This window comes from Actinomadura macra NBRC 14102, assembly GCF_001552215.1.
Classification (GTDB): Bacteria; Actinomycetota; Actinomycetes; order Streptosporangiales; family Streptosporangiaceae; genus Spirillospora; species Spirillospora macra.
Genome location: NZ_BCQT01000018.1, coordinates 397,276 through 415,728 on the forward strand (window position 1 = coordinate 397,276; position 18,453 = coordinate 415,728).

An 18,453-nucleotide genomic window follows, 5' to 3' on the forward strand; every position below is an offset into this window, starting at 1 on the left:
GAGGCCCCCGATGCGCACCGAGCTGGACGAGCGGCCCTGGCCATCCGAGGACAACAGTCGGATTCCGAACTGGGTCTACTCCGACCCCGAGAACTACCGCCGCGAACTCGACCGGATCTTCTACGGCCCGTTCTGGAGCTTCGTGGGTCTGGCCTGCGAGATCCCCAAGCCGGGCGACTACATGCGCTCGGTCGTCGGCGAGAAGTCGGTGCTGGTCACCCGCGCGGCCGACGGCGAGATCGGCGTGGTGCTCAACATCTGCTCCCACCGCGGGCTGGAGGTGTGCCGCGACAAGTTCGGCAACGGCAAGGAGCTCATGTGCCCCTACCACCAATGGACGTACGACCTGCGCGGGAACCTGATCGGCGTCCCGTTCCGGCGCGGCGTGAAGGGCAAGGGCGGCTACCCGCGTGACTTCGACCCCGCGGCCCATGGCCTGCGCCGGCTCCGGGTCGAGACCGTCAACGGTGCCGTCTTCGCCACGTTCGACGAGAACGCGCCGGCGATGCGCGACTACCTCGGCGAGCAGATCTGGGGCCGCCTCACCCGGGTCTTCGACGGCCGCGAGCTTGAGGTGCTCGGCTACCACCGGCAGCGGGTGCGGGCCAACTGGAAGCTCTACCCGGAGAACATGAAGGACTCCTACCACGCCAGCCTGCTGCACGTGTTCCTGATCAGCTTCGGGCTCTACCGCATCGACCAGAAGGGCGAGCTGTTGCAGGACCCGCGAACGCGGGCGCACAACGTGGTCTCCTCGATCCGCAACGACCTGGACGACGTCGTCGGTACGGAGGAGATGCGCTCGCTCAAGCGCGACTTCCAGCTCAACGACATGCGCCCGCTGGCCGCGGTCAAGGAGTACGACGACGACATCACCATCCAGATCGTGACGATGTTCCCCGGCTTCACCGTCCAGCAGCAGAACAACCTGCTCCAGTGCCGCAACGTCATCGTCAAGGGGCCCGAGGAGTTCGAGCTGGTCTGGACCTTCTTCGGCTACGCCGACGACGACGCCGACCTCCGGCGGCGGCGGGTCCGGATGGCCAACCTCGTCGGCGCGGCCGGGCTCATCTCCATCGACGACACCGAAGTGTTCGAGTTCTCCCGCGCGGGAATGTCCGCCAACCCCGACCGGACCTGCGTGGTCGAGCTGGGCGGGCGCGGGATCGAGCCGCCGGTGGCCGGGGACATGGTGTCGGAGGGGCCGATCCGCGGCTTCTACGACCTCTACCGACGCATCATGTACGACACGCGGGAGTCATGACCGCCGGGCGCGGCTCCGGCCTGCCCGCGCCTTCCCCGGCGCTGGGGAGGCCGCGGGGTCGGCCTCGGCCAACCGCAGTGCCAGCTCGACGTACAGGTCGCCGACCTCGTCCGGGGTCATGCCGGCGCCCAGGTGGTACCAGGACGTGACCGACGAGCACATGCCGTGCACGGCCCGCGCCGTCTCTCGCGGGTGCGCGCACCGGAACTGGCGCGCCTCCACCCCGGCGAGCAGCGTCGAGCTGAAGATCGCCTGAACGCGCTCCACCTTGACCTGGACCTCGGCGCGGGGCACCGGCTCAAGACTGCGCAGCTCGGTGTTCACGATCGAGCTCTCGGGCTTCTCACAGTGCAGCACCACGTGGACGCGCACCGCCGCCGCGAACCGCTCCAGCGGATCGTCAACTCCGGCGACGGCCGCCTCCATCTGCCCGAGCAGGTAGTCGAACTCCGTCTTGAGCGTTCGTTCGAGTAGTTCGGCCTTGCTGCCAAAGTGGTGGAAGAGGGTGGCGATCCCGATATCGGCCTCACGGGCGATGTCGCGGATCGAGGTTCCCTCGTATCCCTTGCTATGGATCAGCTTGATGGCCGCCTGCTGGATGGTGTCCGCTGTGTCTCGACCCGTCCGGGTGGGCTCCATGTCTCATGTATACCAGCCGATCCGCGCGCTCTGACAATCTCTTGTGATCGAACGATCGATCGACTACGGTGAGTCCCATGCCCGTTGATCCGGAAGTCGTCGTCGCCATCGACATGCACACCCACGTACAGCGCCGGGCCGACGGCGCTCCTCTCGACGAGACCTCCCGGGCCTTCGCCGACGCCGCCGCGCGCTACTTCGGCGGACAGGTCGACGAGCCGACCGTGGCCGACCTCGCCGAGCACTACCGGGCCCGCGACATGGCGGCGGTCCTGTTCACCGTCGACTCGGGCGCGGGCAGCGGGCAGTCCGGCATCCCCAACGACGAGGTCATCGACGCGGCCGCCGAGCACCCTGATGTCCTGATCCCCTTCGCCTCGGTGGATCCCCACAAAGGCGTGCTGGGCGTACGCGAGGTGCGGTCGTGCATCGAGCGCGGCGTCCGCGGTTTCAAGTTCCACCCGAACACCCAGGCGTTCTGGCCCAACGATCACGTTCACTATCCGATGTACGAGGAGATCGCCGCCGCCGGACTGGTCGCCCTCTTCCATTCCGGGCAGACGGGGATCGGCGCCGGCATGCCGGGAGGCGGCGGCATCCGGCTGAAGTACTCCAACCCGATGCTCCTCGACGACGTCGCGGCCGACTTCCCGGACATGGACCTCGTCATCGCCCACCCGTCCTTCCCTTGGCAGGAGGAGGCGCTGGCGGTGGCGACCCACAAGCCGAACGTGTACATCGACCTGTCCGGCTGGTCACCGAAGTACTTCCCGGAGATCCTCGTCCGGTACGTCAACGGCCCGCTGAAGCACAAGGTGCTCTTCGGTTCCGACTACCCGATGATCACGCCGGATCGCTGGCTCGCAGACTTCGCCGCACTCGCGATCCGCGACGAGGTCCGGCCGCTGGTCCTCAAGGACAACGCGGCCCGGCTGCTGAAGCTCGGGAGGACCGCGTGAAGGGCTGGCCCCGGCTGCCGCTGCCGGAACGGATGTCGCCACCACAGGCCGCGATCCACGACTCGTCCATCGCCCGGTTCGGCGGTCCGTACGGGCCCCGGCTGCCGCTGGTCCTCGCACCCGAACTGCACGGGCCGTGGGTGGACATGGCCGGACGGCTGACCGCGGGCGAGCTGCCCGTACGGCTGCGCGAGCTCGCGATCCTCGTGACCGCCCGCTTCTGGGGCGCGGACTTCATCTGGTACGCCCACGAGGACCCGGCGCTCGCCGCGGGCCTGACAACCCGAACGCTCGATCTGATCCGGGAGGGGGCACCGGTCGACGGCACCGACGCCGAGCGCGCCGTCGCCGCGGTCGTCACGGAGTTGCTCAGCCGGCACCGGGTCGAGGATCACACCCACGCGCGGATCGTCGAGTTGATCGGCGCCCGATGCCTGGTGGAGCTGACGGTGCTGGTGAGCCACTACACCGGCGTCGCCTTTCTCCTGGCTGTGCACGCCGCGCCGCTGCCCGGCGACGCGGGCCGGCCGCTGTCCACACCGACCGAACAGGAGGGGCCATGAGGGAGTACTTCGCCCAGGCCAAGGACGTCCGGCTGTACGTACGGGAGGACGGCGAGCCCGGCGCTCCGCCGCTGGTCCTGTCCAACTCCCTGGGCACCGACATCTCCATGTGGGAGCCGCAGCTCCAGGCGTTCACCGAGACGCACCGGGTGATCCGCTACGACATGCGCGGGCACGGCCGCTCCGAGGCGTCGACCGGCGCCTACGACATCGAACTGCTGGCCCGCGACGCGCTCGCGGTCTTCGACGCGGCCGGCCTCACCGCCACCGACTACTGCGGGCTGTCGCTCGGCGGCATGGTCGGCCAGTGGCTCGCGATCAACGAACCCGGGCGGCTCGGCCGCGCCGTCCTCGCCAACGCGGGCATCTTCATCCCGCCGCAGGCGATCGCGCCGCGCCTTGAGGCGATCCGCGACGTCGGGCTGGCCGGCCTGGTCGAGCAGATCGTCCCGCGCTGGTTCACCCCCGCCTTCATCACAAGCCACCCCGGCGTGGTCGAGGACCTCAAGCGGGTCTTCCTCGCGAACTCCGAGGACGGCTACTACGGCTGCAGCGCGGCGCTCGGCACCCTCGACCACCGGCGGCTGATCGGCACGGTCACCGTGCCCGTCCTGGTCATCGGCGGCGACCACGATCCGGCCACGAAGCCCGAGCACAGCCGGGAGCTCGCCGAGAAGGTGCTCGGCGCGAAGCTGCTCATGCTGGACGCCGCGCACCTGTCCAACATCGAACAGCCCGAACTGTTCACCGCGGCCGTGCTCGACTTCCTGGGCCGCGAGGAGTAGCCCCCGGTGGACGCACGGACCTCGCGAGTGCATGTCAGCCTCGCCGTCAACGACTACGACCATGTCAGGGACCTGTGCACGGGCGCCGTCCCCGTCACCGGGGTGACGCTCACCGCGCTGAACCATCCGGTCGAGGAGATCTTCTTCCGTTTCGCCCGGCATCGGGAGTGGGAGGTCTCGGAGCTGTCGATGGCGAAGTACTGCGCCCTGCGCGGGTCCGGCGACGACTCGCTGACCGCCATCCCGATCTTCCCGTCGCGCCTGTTCCGCCACTCGGCGATCTTCATCCGTGCGGACGGGCCGGTGGACGACCCCGCCGCGCTGCGCGGCGGCCGCATCGGCATCCCCGAGTGGTCGCAGACCGCCACCGTCTACGCCAGGGAACTGCTGGAGTCCGACTACGGCGTACGCCCAGAGGACGTCACCTGGGTGCAGGCCGGCACCAACGAGCCCGGACGGGTCGAGGGCATCCCCCTCAAGCCGCCCGCGGGGATCCGGATCGAACCGAGACCCGACACGACCCTCAACGACCTGCTGGTCGCCGGTGACCTGGACGCCGTGATCGCCGCCCACCCGCCCCGGGACGGCACGCGGCTGCGCCGTCTGTTCGACGACCCCGAGGCGGTCGAGCGGGCCTACTTCGCGCGCACCGGCATCTTCCCGATCATGCATGTGATCGTGCTGCGCTCCGACCTGCACTCCCGGCACCCCTGGGTCGCGATGAACCTCATGACCGCCTTCGAGGAGGCCAAGCGGCGCAGCCTGGACAGGGCCTTGGAGATGAACGCCTCCCGCATTCCCGTGCCGTGGCAGGCGGCGCACACAGAAAGGGCGCGGCATCTGTTCGGCGACGACTTCTGGCCCTATGGCATCGACGCCAACCGGACCACCCTGGAGGCGTTCCTGGGCATGTGCCGGCGGCAGGGCATCACCCCGAACCCGCTGACGGCCGAGGACCTGTTCGCCCCCGAGGTCCACGATCACTACCGCATCTGAGGACGGCACGATGCCCCGCGACTGGAAGCTCCTCATCGGCGGCCGGCTGGTCGACGCCCTCTCCGGCGCCTGCTACGAGACCGAGAACCCCGCCACCGCCACCCCGCTGGCGGAGGTCCCCGACGCGGGCGCGCTGGATGTCCAGGCCGCCGTCGCCGCTGGCCACCGGGCGTACCCGGGCTGGGCGCGGGTGGCGCCGCGCGAACGCGCCCGGGCGCTGCGCCGGCTCGCGGCCATCGTGGCCGAGCACGGTGAGGACCTCGCCACCCTCGACGCGCTCGACTGCGGCCACCCGCGCACGGCGATGCTGGGCGACGTCGCCCTCGCCGTCGACGCCCTGGAGATGTACGCCGACTGGGCCCTGGGCCTGGGCGGGGACACCATCCCCTCGACCACCGAACGGCTGCATTTCACAGTCCGGCAGCCGTACGGAGTGGTCGCGCGCATCGTCCCCTACAACCATCCCGTGATGTTCGCCGCATCGAAGATCGCAGCACCGCTCCTCGCGGGCAACGCGGTCGTCCTCAAAGCCCCGCCGCAGGCTCCGCTGTCCGCTCTGCGCCTCGGCGAGCTGTTCGCGGGGGAGCTCCCTCCCGGCGTGCTGTCCACCCTCGCCGGGAGGGGCCCCGCGACAGGCGAGGCGCTCGTCCGCCATCCGGACGTCCACCGCATCGGGCTCATCGGCAGCGTGCGCACCGGCCAGGCCGTCCTCCGTGCGGCGGCCGAAACCGGGATCAAACACATCACCCTCGAACTCGGCGGCAAGAACGCCATGATCGTGTTCCCGGACGCCGACCTGGACGCGGCGGCCGAGGCCGCCGTCCGCGGCATGAACTTCCACTGGAGCGCCGGGCAGTCGTGCGGCTCCACCAGCCGGCTGCTCCTGCACGAGTCCATCGGCGCGGACTTCCTCGACCGCGTCCGCCGCCTGACCGAGGACATCCGCGTCGGTGACCCCCAGTCCGAGGACACCCAGATGGGCGCTCTGGTCTCCGCCGCCCACCTTGAGAGCGTCAACCGTCACATCCAGGCCGGCGTCGAGGCGGGAGCGGAGGTGCTCACCGGCGCGACCCGCCCGTCCGGCGAGTCGTTCGTCCGCGGGCACTGGCTGAGCCCCACCGTGCTGACCGGCGTACGCCCGGAACACGGCGTCGCGCGGGAAGAGATCTTCGGCCCGGTCCTGTCGGTCCTGCGCTACCGGGACGAGGACGAGGCGGTGCGGATCGCCAACGCGCTGCCCTACGGCCTCACCGGCAGCGTCTGGACCCGCGACGTCGGGCGCGCCCTGCGCGTCGCCCACCTTCTGGAGACCGGCTACGTCTGGATCAACGAGGTGTCCCGGCACTTCGCCGGAACGCCCTTCGGCGGCTGGAAGCACTCCGGCCTGGGCCGCGAGGAATCCATCGAAGACCTGCACTCCTACACACAGCTGAAGAGCATCCACGCACCCCTGCGATGAACCCCGTACCGACCCTTCGTCCAGCTGTTACGCCTTCTCCTCAACGAGCCGGCCACCGTTGTACGAGATACCGGGCTTGCGGCCCGGGATCTGTTGGTCCGAGAACGGCGGCATCGTCGAACCCGGCCGCCGGGAGTGCGTGCCGCTGTTGATGATGACCGGCCGGGTGAGCGGTCCCGTCCGGGGGCGACCGTGTCGCCGTCCGACCGTCAGGGCCACGCCACCGAGCCTGGCCTGGCCGACGCCCGACGGCCGTCGCCGACCGTCCTAGCGCCAGCGCTGGTTGGCGGCGCCGGGCAGGCAATTCCACAGCTGGATCGGGGTGCCGTTGCCGCCGATGTGGTTGAGGTCGGCGTCCAGGCAGCGGCGGCTTCTGACGTTGATGATCCGGAAGGTCCCGTCGGGGTTGTAATCGCGCAGGATCCACCGCTGGTGGCTGTAGGTGCTGTAGCAGTCCCAGAGCTGCACCCTGGTGCCGTTGTGGCCGATGTGGTTGAGGTCGGCGTCCAGGCAGCGTCCGCTCCTGACGCTCTTGATCGTGGATGTGCCATCACCGAAGGTGGTGAGAATCCACCGCTGGTTGGCGGCGCCAGGGATGCAGTCCCAGAGCTGGACCTTGGTGCCGTTGTGGCCGATCTGATTGAGGTCGGCGTCCAGGCAGCGGCCGTTGTAGGCCGACCTGGGGCCGACATCTCCGTCAAGTTGGCGGGTCGGGGCGACGTCATGGGCCGGCCGACTCGTCGTGCTCGGCCATGCCTCGGACGGCGTTGCGCCGACCAGGGCCGTCGTGAGAAGGGCGGCCGATCCGGCCAGGAGACATCGGTTGCCCCGCGAGTTTCCCGTCATGGTTTCCTCTTCCTCGCCGAAGGGACCTGTTCGTGACCTACCGCGTCATCAGCAGATGCGTAGTAACAGATTGCTTTTGACTGGGCACGCCGCGCTACGTTCGGGAGGAGAGACTTCACTACCGTTCCATCGCTGTCGCGGTGCTCTCAGGTGTCCGTGATGAGGTGGTCCCACGCGTCGACGGTTTCAGCGGGACCTCGATGAAGATCGATTTTCGTGGTGTGGGGCGACTCTGTGTCGATCGAGGTCGTCCGGAACCAGCCATGGGGTGATCTGCTGGGGGCCACCGAGGCATGGCGGAAGTTCTCCAGCGAAGTCGGCCGAATTCTCACCTTCTGATCTGCCGAGCGCCGCCGTGCCGGGCAGGCGTGCGGGCCGGTGCCGGAGTCAGCCGCCGGGCCGGGGTCAGCCGCCGGGGCCGGGGACGGCGGCGGCCACGGTTGCACGGACTTTGCTGGTCGTCAGGTAACCGCAGACCGCGTGGTTGTTGGGTGAGCGGTTGTCGACCCGTGCGTCGGCGAGTATCCGCGGGGCCGCCCGGAAGTCGTCGGCGAGGGTGGTGTCAAGGGTGACGACATCGAGCGGGTCGGCGAAATTGGCCCACAGTCCGACTTGGGACGGCACCCGTAAGGGCCTGGTGATCACGTCCTGGATCTCGGCATAGCCCAGCGGTGATCCGACGGTGACCAGCAGCGGCACGGCCAGATCGGCGAAGCGCCGCTCCCTCAGCACGTCGTAGGCGACCACGGTCCCCAGACTGTGGCTGACGATCACTACTGGACCGCTCGCCGCCTCAAGGACCTGGCGCAGCCGCGCCCGGATCGGCTCGTTGCTGGGAGTGAAGAAGTAGGCGTCGGCGTCGGGGATGAGCCGGCGTAACAGCTGCCGCAGCAGCAGACGGCGCAACGTCGCGGGCAACGGCATCAGCGCGGAGACCTCAAGGGCACCGTTCGGCGCGGCGCCCACCGGCGGGCGACCGGCGGCGCGTGCCGCCATGCTCAGCGACAGGTTGAGTGCCAGCTGCCGTCCGCGCGGGGTCAACCTCTCCAGCAGTTCGGTGTCCTGGGCGCCTTCGCCGGATTCCTCACTGGCCAGTACCTCATCCAGAGCCGCCGTGGTGTCGTTCATGGCCCTGCTGACCAGAGCGGCCAGCAGTTGCTCCTGGTTGCACGCGTCGGCGCTGATCTGGCCTGGCTGGGGGTGCAGCACATCGGCGTAATGGGCCATGCGCGTCCGCTCGCCCATGTCCGCGCCGAACAGATGCTGGTCCCAACTGCGCTTGAGATCCTCGCGGGGCGGTTTGTTGCCGGCGCCGTGGACATAGACGACGGCCGGGGTCCCCGAGGTGAGCTTCGCGGAGTCCATCGCGCCTCCCGGACGTAATGATCCGTACTGTCACTAGATCGTCACATTCCGCATGAGGATGGGCATCCTCCAATCGGCGTAGTCGAGACGCGACCATCTGTGCACGCGGCGGCCTCTGACCTCGATCAAGCCCTGCACGCGGTCAGACCCCAGCCAGCTTCTTCGGGTGGGTGCGCAGGTAGACCATCCAGGTCAGCGCGAAGCACAGCGCGTAGAAGGCGATGAACGCGACATAGGCGGCCTCGCCGGTCCTGTAGGCCATGAACGACTGGCGGAAGGCGACGTTGACCAGCACCCCGCCGAACGCGCCGACCGCACCGGCGATGCCGATCAGGGCGCCGGCCATGCGCCGCGCCTCGTGCTCGGCCGCCGCGGGATCGCCGCCGTTGGCGACGCCGAGCTCGGCCCTGGCCCGGAAGATGGCCGGGATCATCTTGTAGGTCGAGCCGTTGCCGACGCCGCTGAAGACGAACAGCAGGATGAACCCGGCCAGATACAGCGGCAGCGACCGCTGCCCGGAGGCGACCAGCACCAGGGAGGCCGCGACCGCCATCGCCACGAAGTTCCAGAACGTGACCTTGGCCCCGCCCAGCCGGTCGGCCATCCAGCCGCCGGCCGGGCGGATCAGCGAGCCGAGCAGTGGCCCGAGGAAGGTCAGGTACGCGGCCTTGATGGGGGTGTCGAAATCGGCCGTGAACTGCACCTGGAGCACCTGTCCGAAGGCGAAGCCGAAGCCGATGAACGAGCCGAAGGTGCCGATGTAGAGCACCGACATGATCCAGGTGTGCGGGTCGCGGCACACGTCCCGCATCGCCCGCCCGTCGTTGCGGGCCTGCGAGAGGTTGTCCATGTAGAGCGCCGAGCCGAGGGCGGCGAGCACGATCAGCGGGATGTAGATCCCGGCGACCAGCCCGGGGCTTGCGTCGCCGGCCGTGGCGAGCAACGCCAGGCCGACCAACTGGACCACGGCGACGCCGAGGTTGCCGCCGCCGGCGTTGAGGCCCAGCGCCCAGCCCTTGAGACGCTGCGGGTAGAAGGCGTTGATGTTGGCCATCGAGGACGCGAAGTTCCCGCCGCCGACCCCGGCCACCGCGGCCAGCAGGAGCAGGGTGGAGTACGAGACGCCCGGCTCGATGAGGAACGCGGCCAGCACCGAGGGCACCAGCAGCAGCGCCGCGCTGAAGATCGTCCAGTTGCGGCCGCCGAACCGGGCGACGGCGAAGGTGTAGGGCAGCCGCAGCACCGAGCCGATGAGCGCCGGTACCGCGGTCAGCACGAACTTGCCCGCCGGGTCGATCCCGTACGCGGGGCCGAGGAACAGCACCAGCACGGACCACAGCGTCCATACCGAGAAGCCGATGTGCTCGGAGAAGATCGAGAAGATCAGGTTGCGGCGGGCGACGCGGGCGCCGCCGCCGTGCCAGAACTCCGGCTCCTCGGGCCGCCAGTCATCGATCCAGCGGCCCTTGAGGCGGGCGAGCGAGGAACCGCGGCCCTTCTGTTCGACATCGGTGGTGACGGTCATGGGAAGACTCCTCGTGGTCGGCGAGACGCCACGAAAAGTAGGAGCCCGGGATTTCGCCGTTGTGCTTCTTGTAATGCGGCAGTGATAATTCCGCCGCACCGGGCACCGGTTCGCGATGTGAGGCCGGGCGTGAGTCGCTTTTAACACCCGGGTCACACGCGGGACCCGAACGCGAAACGGCGCTCGCACACGCTCGGGGACATGACCGATACCCGGACGCACTGCCCGTACTGTGCCCTGCAATGCGGGATGTCACTGGGCCGGGACGGCGCTCCCGCAGCGGGCCCGCTGCGGGTCACCCCCCGCGTGGACGTGCCGGCCAACCGAGGCGGGCTGTGCCAGAAGGGCTGGACCGCCGCCGAGATGCTCACCGTCCCGGACCGGCTGACCAGCCCGCTGATGCGCTCCAGGCGGGACGCGCCGCTGGAGCCCTGCACCTGGGACGAGGCGGTGGACCGCATCACCTCGGAGATCACCCGGTTGCAGGGCGCGCACGGCCTGGACGCGGTCGCGGTGTTCGGCGGCGGTGGGCTGACCAACGAGAAGGCCTACCAGCTGGGGAAGTTCGCCCGGATCGCGCTGCGCACCTCCCAGATCGACTACAACGGCCGGTTCTGCATGTCCTCGGCGGCCGCCGCCTCGGGCCGGGCCTTCGGGCTGGACCGCGGGCTGCCGGGGCCGGTCACCGACCTGGGCAGGGCCGACGCGATCCTGCTGACCGGGGGGAACGTCGCCGAGACGATGCCGCCCTTCATGCGGCACCTCACCGACGCCCAGCGCGGCGGCGGGGCGCTGATCGTCATCGACCCGCGCCGCACCGCCACGGCCCGGCAGGCCGATCTGTACCTCCAGCCCACGCCCGGCACCGACCTGGCCCTGGCGAACGGGATGCTGCACCTGGCCATCGAAGAGAGCCTGCTGGACGAGGAGTTCCTGGCCGCGCGCACCGGCGGGTTCGAGGCCGTCCGCACGGTCGTGAACGGCTACTGGCCCGACCGCGTGGAGCGGATCACCGGGGTGCCGGTGCCGTCCATGCGCGAGGCCGTCCGGCTGCTGGCCCGCGGCCGTCGCTCCTACGTCCTGACCGCCCGCGGCACCGAACAGCACGCCCGCGGCACCGACATGGTGACCGCGTTCATCAACCTGGCGCTCGCGCTGGGCCTGCCGGGACGTCCGGGATCGGGGTACGGGTGCCTGACCGGTCAGGGCAACGGTCAGGGCGGCCGCGAGCACGGCCAGAAGGCCGACCAGCTGCCCGGCTACCGCAAGATCGACGACCCGGAGGCGCGCGCCCATGTCGCCGCGGTCTGGGGCGTGCGCCCCGCGGACCTGCCGGGGCCGGGACGCTCGGCCTACGAACTGCTGTCGGCGCTCGGGACGGCCGAGGGGCCCAAGGCGATGCTGCTGTTCGGCTCCAACCCGGTGGTGTCGGCGCCGCGAGCGTCCGCCGTCGAGGAGCGGATCCGCGCTCTGGACTTCCTGGCCGTGGCCGACTTCGTTCCGTCGGAGTCCGCGGTCCTGGCCGACGTCGTGCTGCCGACCGCCCAGTGGGCCGAGGAGTCGGGCACGATGACCAATCTGGAGGGGAGGGTCCTGCGCCGCAACCGCGCGGTCACACCACCGGCGGACGTCCGCACCGACCTGGAGATTCTGGCCGTGCTGGCCGACCGGCTGCACGCGCCCGGGACCTGGAGCGGCGAGCCGTCCGAGGTCTTCGAGGAACTACGCGAAGCCAGCGCCGGTGGCCCGGCCGACTACTCGGGCATCACCTACGAACGCATCGAGAAGGAGGGCGGGGTCTTCTGGCCCTGCCCGTCCGAGGAGCATCCGGGCACGCCACGGCCGTTCCTGGAGCGGTTCGCCACGCCCGACGGGCGGGCCCGCCTCACACCGGTGGAGTACACCGGCCCGGCCGAGGACGTCGACCCCGAGTACCCGGTCTACCTGACCACGGGACGGGTGCTGGCGCAGTACCAGAGCGGCGCCCAGACCCGCCGCGTCAAGCCCCTGGTAGACGCGGCGCCCGAAGCGTTCGTGGAGCTGCATCCCGATCTTGCCGAGCGGCTGGACATCGCCGACGGCGACCGGGTGAGGGTCGTCAGCCGCCGGGGGAGCGCGACCGTGCGGGCCCGGCTGACCGAGGCGATCCGGTACGACACCGTCTTCATGCCGTTCCACTGGGCCGGTGAGGGAAGGGCCAACCTCCTCACCAACCCGGCGCTCGATCCGCTGTCGCGCATGCCCGAGTTCAAGGTCTGCGCCGTACGGCTGGAACCGGTGCTCTCCGCGTCCGTCCCCGTCATCGAAGGAGCCGTCGCGTGAACACGAGCGCACAGCCGAAAGGCATGGTCGTCGTCGGCAACGGCATGGCCGGATCTCGGTTCGTGACCGAGGTCCGCGCCCGCGATTCGCGGGTGCCGCTGACGGTGTACGGCGCCGAGCCGCGGCAGCCCTACAACCGGGTGCTGCTGTCGAACGTGCTGGCCGGCAGGTCCCGGCCGGACCAGATCGGCCTCGTCGACCCGGCCTGGTACGGGGACAACGCCGTCGACGCACGGCTCGGCGTGGAGGTCGTCAGGATCGACCGCGAGGCTGGCGTCGTGCACGGGTCCGACGGCGGCGCCGTCCCGTACGAGACGCTGGTGCTGGCGACCGGGAGCAACTCCTTCGTGCCGCCCTTCCCGGGGACGGAAGGCGGCCTGCCGGCGGGCGCGGTGGCGTTCCGGACGCTCGACGACTGCCGGGCGATCATCGAGGCGGCGCGGGGCGCGCACCGGGCGGTGGTGATCGGTGGCGGGCTGCTGGGCATCGAGGCCGCCCGCGGCCTGGCCGGGCGCGGGCTCGACGTGGTCGTGCTGCACCGGGCGGGGCACCTCATGGAGCGCCAGCTGGACCCCGCCGCGGGGAAGGTCCTGGCCCGAACACTGCGGCTCCTGGGCGTCCGGTCACGGCTGGGCGCCGACGTCACCGGCCTGCGGATCGACCGGGACGGCGCGGCGGGGCCGCGGGTCACAGGCGTGGAACTGGCCGCGTCCGCGGGCGGCGGCGGGCCCGAGGTCGTCGAGGCCGATCTGGTCGTGGTGGCGTGCGGGGTGCGTCCCGAAGTGGGGCTCGCGCGGGCGGCCGGACTGGAGGTCGACCGCGGCATCGTGGTGGACGAGACGCTGCGCTCGGTGACCGATCCGTCGGTGCGGGCGCTCGGGGAGTGCTCGCAGTACGGCGGGACGGTGTACGGGCTGGTGGCGCCGGCGTGGGAGCAGGCGGGCGTGCTGGCCGACCTGGTGACCGGCACGGACGCCGCGGCCCGCTTCACCGGGGCGCGGGAGATCACCCGGCTGAAGGCGGCCGGCGTGGACCTGGTGTCGATGGGGGAGACCCATCACGGCGACGACGATCCCGAGGTGGAGATCATCCAGTATGCCGACGCCGGGCGCGGGACGTACAAGAAGGTGTCGATCAGGGACGGCCGGGTGATCGGCGCGATCCTGCTCGGCGAGACCGGCACGGCCGGCACGCTGACCCGGCTGTACGACCGGGCGGCGCCGCTGCCGACCGACCGGCTGAGCCTGTTCTTCCCCGGCCTGGGCGGCGCGCAGCCGGTGGACTCACCGGTGCGGATTCCGGACGGGGCGACGATCTGCAACTGCAACAACGTGTCCAAGGGCGGGATTCGCGCGTGCTGGGAGGGCGGTGCGCGGACGGCCGACGAGGTGTGTGCGCGGACCCGGGCGGGGACGGGCTGCGGTGGCTGCCGGGACGCCGTCGAGGGGATCGTCTCGTGGCTGGCCGAGCGGGAGTCGGTCCCCGCGCGCTGAGTCCGCGTGTCCGGCGCAGCGCGTGGCGCGGCGTGAGCGCCTTTTAACACGCTGGTGACAAAGGGGACGCAACCGTGAAACGGCCGCTGCTGAGGATCGGGTTCATGAACGACGTAGGAGACGTCCCCAGGGGGCCCGCGCGGCTGGTCGTCGTCGGCCACGGGCCGACCGGGCACCGGCTGGTCGAGGCGCTGCGCGAGCGCGACACGGCCGGCGCCTGGCAGGTCACGGTGATCGGCGAGGAGACCCGTCCTGCCTACGACCGGGTGGCGCTCACCTCGTACCTGACCGAGGACGCCGACCTGGCCTGCGCGCCGCACGACGCCGCCGTCGAGCTGCTGACCGGCGATCCGGTCACCGAGATCGACCGGGCATCCCGGACGGTCCGGACCGCGGCCGGCCGGGAGGTCGGCTACGACGCGCTCGTGATCGCCACCGGCTCGGCGCCGTTCGTGCCGCCGGTGCCCGGCCACGACCTGCCGGGTGTGTTCGTCTACCGGACGATCGACGACCTGGAAGACATCCGCGCGCACTGCGCGGACCTCACCTCGCCGGGGCCCGCCGGAGTCGTCGTCGGCGGCGGGCTGCTCGGTCTGGAGGCGGCGCGGGCCATGCAGGGCCTGGGCGTCGATACCCACGTCGTCGAGGTCGCGCCGTGGCTGATGCCGCGCCAGCTCGACGAGGGCGGCGGTTCGATGCTGCGCCGCCACATCGAGGCGCTGGACATCGAGGTGCACGCCGGCACTCCGATGGCGGGTCTGGAGGCGGGCGCGGACGGCGTGGTCCACCGGATCGCGCTCAGCGACGGCACGTCCATCGACGCGGGCGTGGTCGTGTTCTCGGCCGGGATCCGGCCCCGCGACCACCTGGCCCGCGGATGCGGCCTGCCGGTGGGGGAGCGGGGCGGCATCGTCGTGGACGAGACCTGCCGGACCGAGGACCCCGCGATCTACGCGGTAGGCGAGTGCGCCCTGATCGGCGGCCAGGTGTACGGCCTGGTCGCTCCGTGCTTCAGCATGGCCGAGGTGGTCGCCGACCAGCTGCTTGCGCGGGCCGCCGGGGGCGCGGGCGGGGCTCGCTTCGAGGGCGCGGACACGTCCACCAAGCTCAAGCTGATGGGCGTGGACGTGGCGAGCTTCGGCGACCCGTTCGCCGGACCGGACCAGAACGCGCTGGACGTCACCTACACCGACCCCGTCGCCGGGATCTACAAGAAGCTGGTCGTCAGCGACGACGCCCGCATGCTGCTGGGCGGCGTCCTGGTCGGCGACGCCGAGTCCTACCCCACGCTGCGCGCCTACCTCGGCACCGAGTTGCCGGGTTCGCCCGAGCAGGTGCTGTTCGGCGGGACGCAGGCCGCGGCCGGCGACCTGCCGGGCGCGACCGTGATCTGTAGCTGCAACAACGTCACCGCCGCCACGATCCGGTGCACGATCCGCGACGAGGGCCTGACCGATCTGGGCGGCGTCAAGACATGCACGCGCGCCGGCACGACCTGCGGCAGCTGCGTGCCGCTGGCCAAGAAGATCCTGGACGCGGAGCTGACCGCGGCGGGCATCGAGGTCAGCAAAGCGCTGTGCGAGCACTTCGACCACAGCAGGGCCGAGCTGTTCGACATCGCGCGGGTGACCGGGATCAGCACGTTCACCGCACTGGTCGAACGGCACGGTCGGGGCCGGGGCTGTGACATCTGCAAGCCGGTGGTGGCCTCGATCCTGGCCAGCCTGGGCAACGGCCACATCCTGGCGGGCGAGCAGGCCGCGTTGCAGGACACCAACGACCACTTCCTGGCCAACCTGCAGAAGAACGGCACCTACTCGGTGGTGCCGCGGGTGCCCGGCGGTGAGATCACTCCCGAGCGGCTGATCGTGATCGGCGAGGTGGCCCGCGAGTTCGGCCTCTACACCAAGATCACCGGCGCGCAGCGGATCGACCTGTTCGGCGCCCGGGTCGAGCAGCTGCCGCGGATCTGGAAGCGGCTGGTGGAGGCCGGGTTCGAGTCCGGGCACGCCTACGGCAAGGCGTTGCGGACCGTGAAGTCGTGCGTCGGGTCGACCTGGTGCCGGTACGGCGTACAGGACTCGGTCGGTATGGCGATCAAGCTGGAGCTGCGGTACCGGGGGCTGCGCGCCCCGCACAAGCTCAAGTCGGCGGTGTCGGGCTGCGCCCGCGAGTGCGCCGAGGCGCAGAGCAAGGACTTCGGGATCATCGCGACCGAGCAGGGCTGGAACCTCTACGTCGCGGGCAACGGCGGGATGCGGCCCCGGCACGGTGACCTGTTCGCCACCGACCTGGACGACGAGACACTGGTCCGCTACATCGACCGCTTCCTGATGTTCTACATCCGCACCGCCGACCGGCTCCAGCGCACGGCGTCCTGGTTGGAGGGCCTGGAGGGCGGCCTCGACTACCTGCGCGCGGTCGTCGTCGAGGACTCGCTCGGCCTGTGCGCGGAACTGGACGCCGCGATGGACCGGCACGTGGGCTCCTACTCCGACGAGTGGCGCGACACCCTCGACGACCCCGAGAAGCTCGGCCGCTTCGTCTCTTTCGTCAACGCTCCCGACACCCCCGACCCGAGCATCGTGTTCGAACCCGAGCGCGAACAGATCAAGCCGGTGCTCATGGCCGGCCCGAGCCTGGAGGTGGCCGCCCGATGACCACGACCCGCGAGCCGGCTCACACCCGTGAGACCGCCGGCGCGGCGGTGCGCTGGCACGATGTCTGCTCCTACGGCGACCTGATGCCCGAGCGCGGTGCCTGCGCGATCGCGGACGGCGTCCAGGTGGCCCTCTTCCGGACCTACGAGGGCGCGCTGTTCGCCACGTCCAACCTGGACCCGTTCAGCGGTGCGTACGTGATCTCGCGGGGGATCCTCGGTACCCGAGGCGGTGCGCCCACCGTCGCCTCGCCCATGTTCAAGCAGGTCTTCGACCTGCGGACCGGAAGCTGCCTGGACGAGCCCGACGTGGCGCTGCCCACCTTCGCGATCCGGCGGAGTCCCGCCGCCGACCGAGTGGAGGTGGCGCTGCCGCATGAAGACCGAGAGTGAGCCCCTCGCCGGATTCGCCGTCGGAGTCACCGCCGCCCGCCGCCACGAGGAACTGGCCACGCTGCTGGAGCGCCGCGGCGCGCGGGTCGTCAACGCTCCCGCCATCCGGCTGGTCCCGCTGCTGGACGACGCCGGGCTGCTCAAGGCCACCGCCGAGTGCATCGACCGCTCTCTCGACCACGTGGTCGTCACCACCGGCATCGGGTTCCGGGCCTGGCTGGAGACCGCCGACGGGTGGGGGCTGCGCGACGGGCTGATCGGCAGGCTCGGCGGTGCGGGCATCCTGGCCCGCGGCCCGAAGGCGCGGGGCGCGATCCGCCAGGCCGGGTTGCAGGAGCGCTGGTCACCGGAGTCGGAGAGCTGCGCGGAGGTGCTGAAGTACCTGCTCGGCACGGAGTTGGCCGGCACCCGGGTGGCGCTCCAGCTGTACGGCGAGAGGCTCCCGGAGTTCAGCGGGGCGCTGCGCGCGGCCGGCGCCGAGGTGATCGAGATTCCGGTGTACCGGTGGTCGCGCGCCGAGGACTGCACGCCGCTGCGCAGGCTGGTCGGGCAGGCGGTGGCCGGGACGGTGGACGCGATCACGTTCACGTCCGCGCCCGCGGTGGTCGCGACGCTGGCGGTGGCGGCTGAGGACGGGCTGGAGGAACCGCTGCTGGAGGCTCTGCGCACGCACGTGGTCGCGGCCTGCGTGGGCCCGGTGACGGCGCAGCCGCTGGTCGAGCGAGGGGTGCCGACGGCACAGCCGGAACGGGCCCGGCTCGGGGCGCTGGTGCGCGCGCTGGTGTCGGACCTGCCGCGCCGCCGGTCGCGGCTGCTGGAGGTGCGCGGGGTCTCGCTGGAGCTGCGCGGGCACGCGGTCGTGCTGGACGGGCAACTGCGCCCGGTCGCGCCGGCGCCGATGGCGATCCTGCGGGCGCTCGCGCGGCGTCCCGGGCACGTGGTGTCGCGGGCCGAGCTGTGCGGGGTGCTTCCGAGCCGTCTCATGGTGGGCGTCGGCTCCTGGCCGCGGGACGGCCGGCCGCCGGCCGACGAGCACGCGGTGGAGATGGCGGTGGCCCGGCTGCGGCGCGGGCTCGGTCGCCCGGGGATCGTGGAGACGGTGGTCAAGCGCGGTTACCGGCTGGCCTGCGACCCGCGGGCCGTCATCCCCCGATGAAGCACTTTGTACTGGTTTCTGACATGAGA

Annotated in this window: 15 protein-coding genes; 11 read left to right on the plus strand and 4 right to left on the minus strand. The window is 71.0% G+C overall.

Annotated elements, in window-relative coordinates:
* Positions 1-10 precede the first annotated feature (10 nt).
* A complete protein-coding gene (locus tag AMA02S_RS29395; RefSeq protein ID WP_067464384.1) occupies positions 11-1,264 on the plus strand; it encodes an aromatic ring-hydroxylating oxygenase subunit alpha in 1,254 nt (417 codons plus the stop codon).
* On the opposite strand, the gene AMA02S_RS29400 is transcribed toward AMA02S_RS29395, so the two are convergent.
* A complete protein-coding gene (locus AMA02S_RS29400; RefSeq protein WP_067464387.1) occupies positions 1,259-1,903 on the minus strand; it encodes a TetR-type transcription factor C-terminal domain-containing protein in 645 nt (214 codons plus the stop codon). The genes AMA02S_RS29395 and AMA02S_RS29400 overlap by 6 nt on opposite strands.
* A gap of 77 nt (positions 1,904-1,980) precedes the next feature.
* Here AMA02S_RS29400 and AMA02S_RS29405 point away from each other — a divergent pair, with 77 nt between their 5' ends.
* The 5 genes from AMA02S_RS29405 to AMA02S_RS29425 are packed head-to-tail and all read left to right on the plus strand — an operon-like array spanning position 1,981 to position 6,665.
* On the plus strand, positions 1,981-2,862 hold the full coding sequence (locus AMA02S_RS29405) for an amidohydrolase family protein (RefSeq protein WP_067464390.1): 882 nt from the start codon (positions 1,981-1,983) through the stop codon (positions 2,860-2,862).
* Positions 2,859-3,425 carry a carboxymuconolactone decarboxylase family protein gene (locus tag AMA02S_RS29410; protein ID WP_067464393.1) on the plus strand — a complete coding sequence of 189 codons (567 nt, stop codon included), beginning with the start codon at positions 2,859-2,861 and terminating at the stop codon, positions 3,423-3,425. The genes AMA02S_RS29405 and AMA02S_RS29410 overlap by 4 nt, the downstream gene beginning before the upstream one ends.
* Complete coding sequence (locus tag AMA02S_RS29415) at positions 3,422-4,210, plus strand: alpha/beta fold hydrolase (RefSeq protein ID WP_067464395.1); 789 nt, start codon at positions 3,422-3,424, stop codon at positions 4,208-4,210. The genes AMA02S_RS29410 and AMA02S_RS29415 overlap by 4 nt, the downstream gene beginning before the upstream one ends.
* 6 nt (positions 4,211-4,216) lie before the next feature.
* The gene (locus tag AMA02S_RS29420; protein ID WP_067464398.1) at positions 4,217-5,206 is read left to right on the plus strand and encodes a substrate-binding domain-containing protein; all 990 of its coding nucleotides are present in this window, start codon (positions 4,217-4,219) and stop codon (positions 5,204-5,206) included.
* Positions 5,207-5,216: 10 nt separating this feature from the next.
* Complete coding sequence (locus AMA02S_RS29425) at positions 5,217-6,665, plus strand: aldehyde dehydrogenase family protein (protein ID WP_084265723.1); 1,449 nt, start codon at positions 5,217-5,219, stop codon at positions 6,663-6,665.
* A 267-nt stretch (positions 6,666-6,932) separates the two neighbouring features.
* Here AMA02S_RS29425 and AMA02S_RS29435 read toward each other — a convergent pair whose 3' ends face one another.
* The 3 genes from AMA02S_RS29435 to AMA02S_RS29445 all read right to left on the minus strand — a co-directional run bounded on the left by AMA02S_RS29435 (position 6,933) and on the right by AMA02S_RS29445 (position 10,401).
* Positions 6,933-7,511 (minus strand): RICIN domain-containing protein, encoded by a 579-nt coding sequence (locus AMA02S_RS29435; protein WP_067464404.1) that lies wholly within the window; start codon positions 7,509-7,511, stop codon positions 6,933-6,935.
* Positions 7,512-7,916: 405 nt separating this feature from the next.
* Positions 7,917-8,876, minus strand: a complete 960-nt coding sequence (locus AMA02S_RS29440; protein ID WP_067464407.1) for an alpha/beta hydrolase family protein — start codon at positions 8,874-8,876, stop codon at positions 7,917-7,919.
* 142 nt (positions 8,877-9,018) lie between these two features.
* A complete protein-coding gene (locus AMA02S_RS29445; RefSeq protein WP_084265724.1) occupies positions 9,019-10,401 on the minus strand; it encodes a nitrate/nitrite transporter in 1,383 nt (460 codons plus the stop codon).
* Positions 10,402-10,602: 201 nt separating this feature from the next.
* On the opposite strand from AMA02S_RS29445, the gene AMA02S_RS29450 reads away from it, so the two are divergent.
* From AMA02S_RS29450 to AMA02S_RS29470, 5 genes are all read left to right on the plus strand, one after another.
* A complete protein-coding gene (locus AMA02S_RS29450; protein ID WP_067464410.1) occupies positions 10,603-12,723 on the plus strand; it encodes a molybdopterin oxidoreductase family protein in 2,121 nt (706 codons plus the stop codon).
* Complete coding sequence (locus AMA02S_RS29455) at positions 12,720-14,216, plus strand: FAD-dependent oxidoreductase (protein WP_245667887.1); 1,497 nt, start codon at positions 12,720-12,722, stop codon at positions 14,214-14,216. Before AMA02S_RS29450 ends, AMA02S_RS29455 begins: the two co-directional genes overlap by 4 nt.
* A 104-nt stretch (positions 14,217-14,320) precedes the next feature.
* Entirely contained in the window at positions 14,321-16,876 is a 2,556-nt protein-coding gene (gene nirB / locus AMA02S_RS29460) for a nitrite reductase large subunit NirB (RefSeq protein ID WP_067464623.1), read from the plus strand.
* Positions 16,873-17,268, plus strand: a complete 396-nt coding sequence (gene nirD, locus AMA02S_RS29465) for a nitrite reductase small subunit NirD (protein ID WP_174550995.1) — start codon at positions 16,873-16,875, stop codon at positions 17,266-17,268. The genes nirB and nirD overlap by 4 nt, the downstream gene beginning before the upstream one ends.
* Positions 17,252-18,424, plus strand: a complete 1,173-nt coding sequence (locus AMA02S_RS29470; protein WP_067464416.1) for a uroporphyrinogen-III synthase — start codon at positions 17,252-17,254, stop codon at positions 18,422-18,424. The genes nirD and AMA02S_RS29470 overlap by 17 nt, the downstream gene beginning before the upstream one ends.
* Positions 18,425-18,453: the final 29 nt, after the last annotated feature.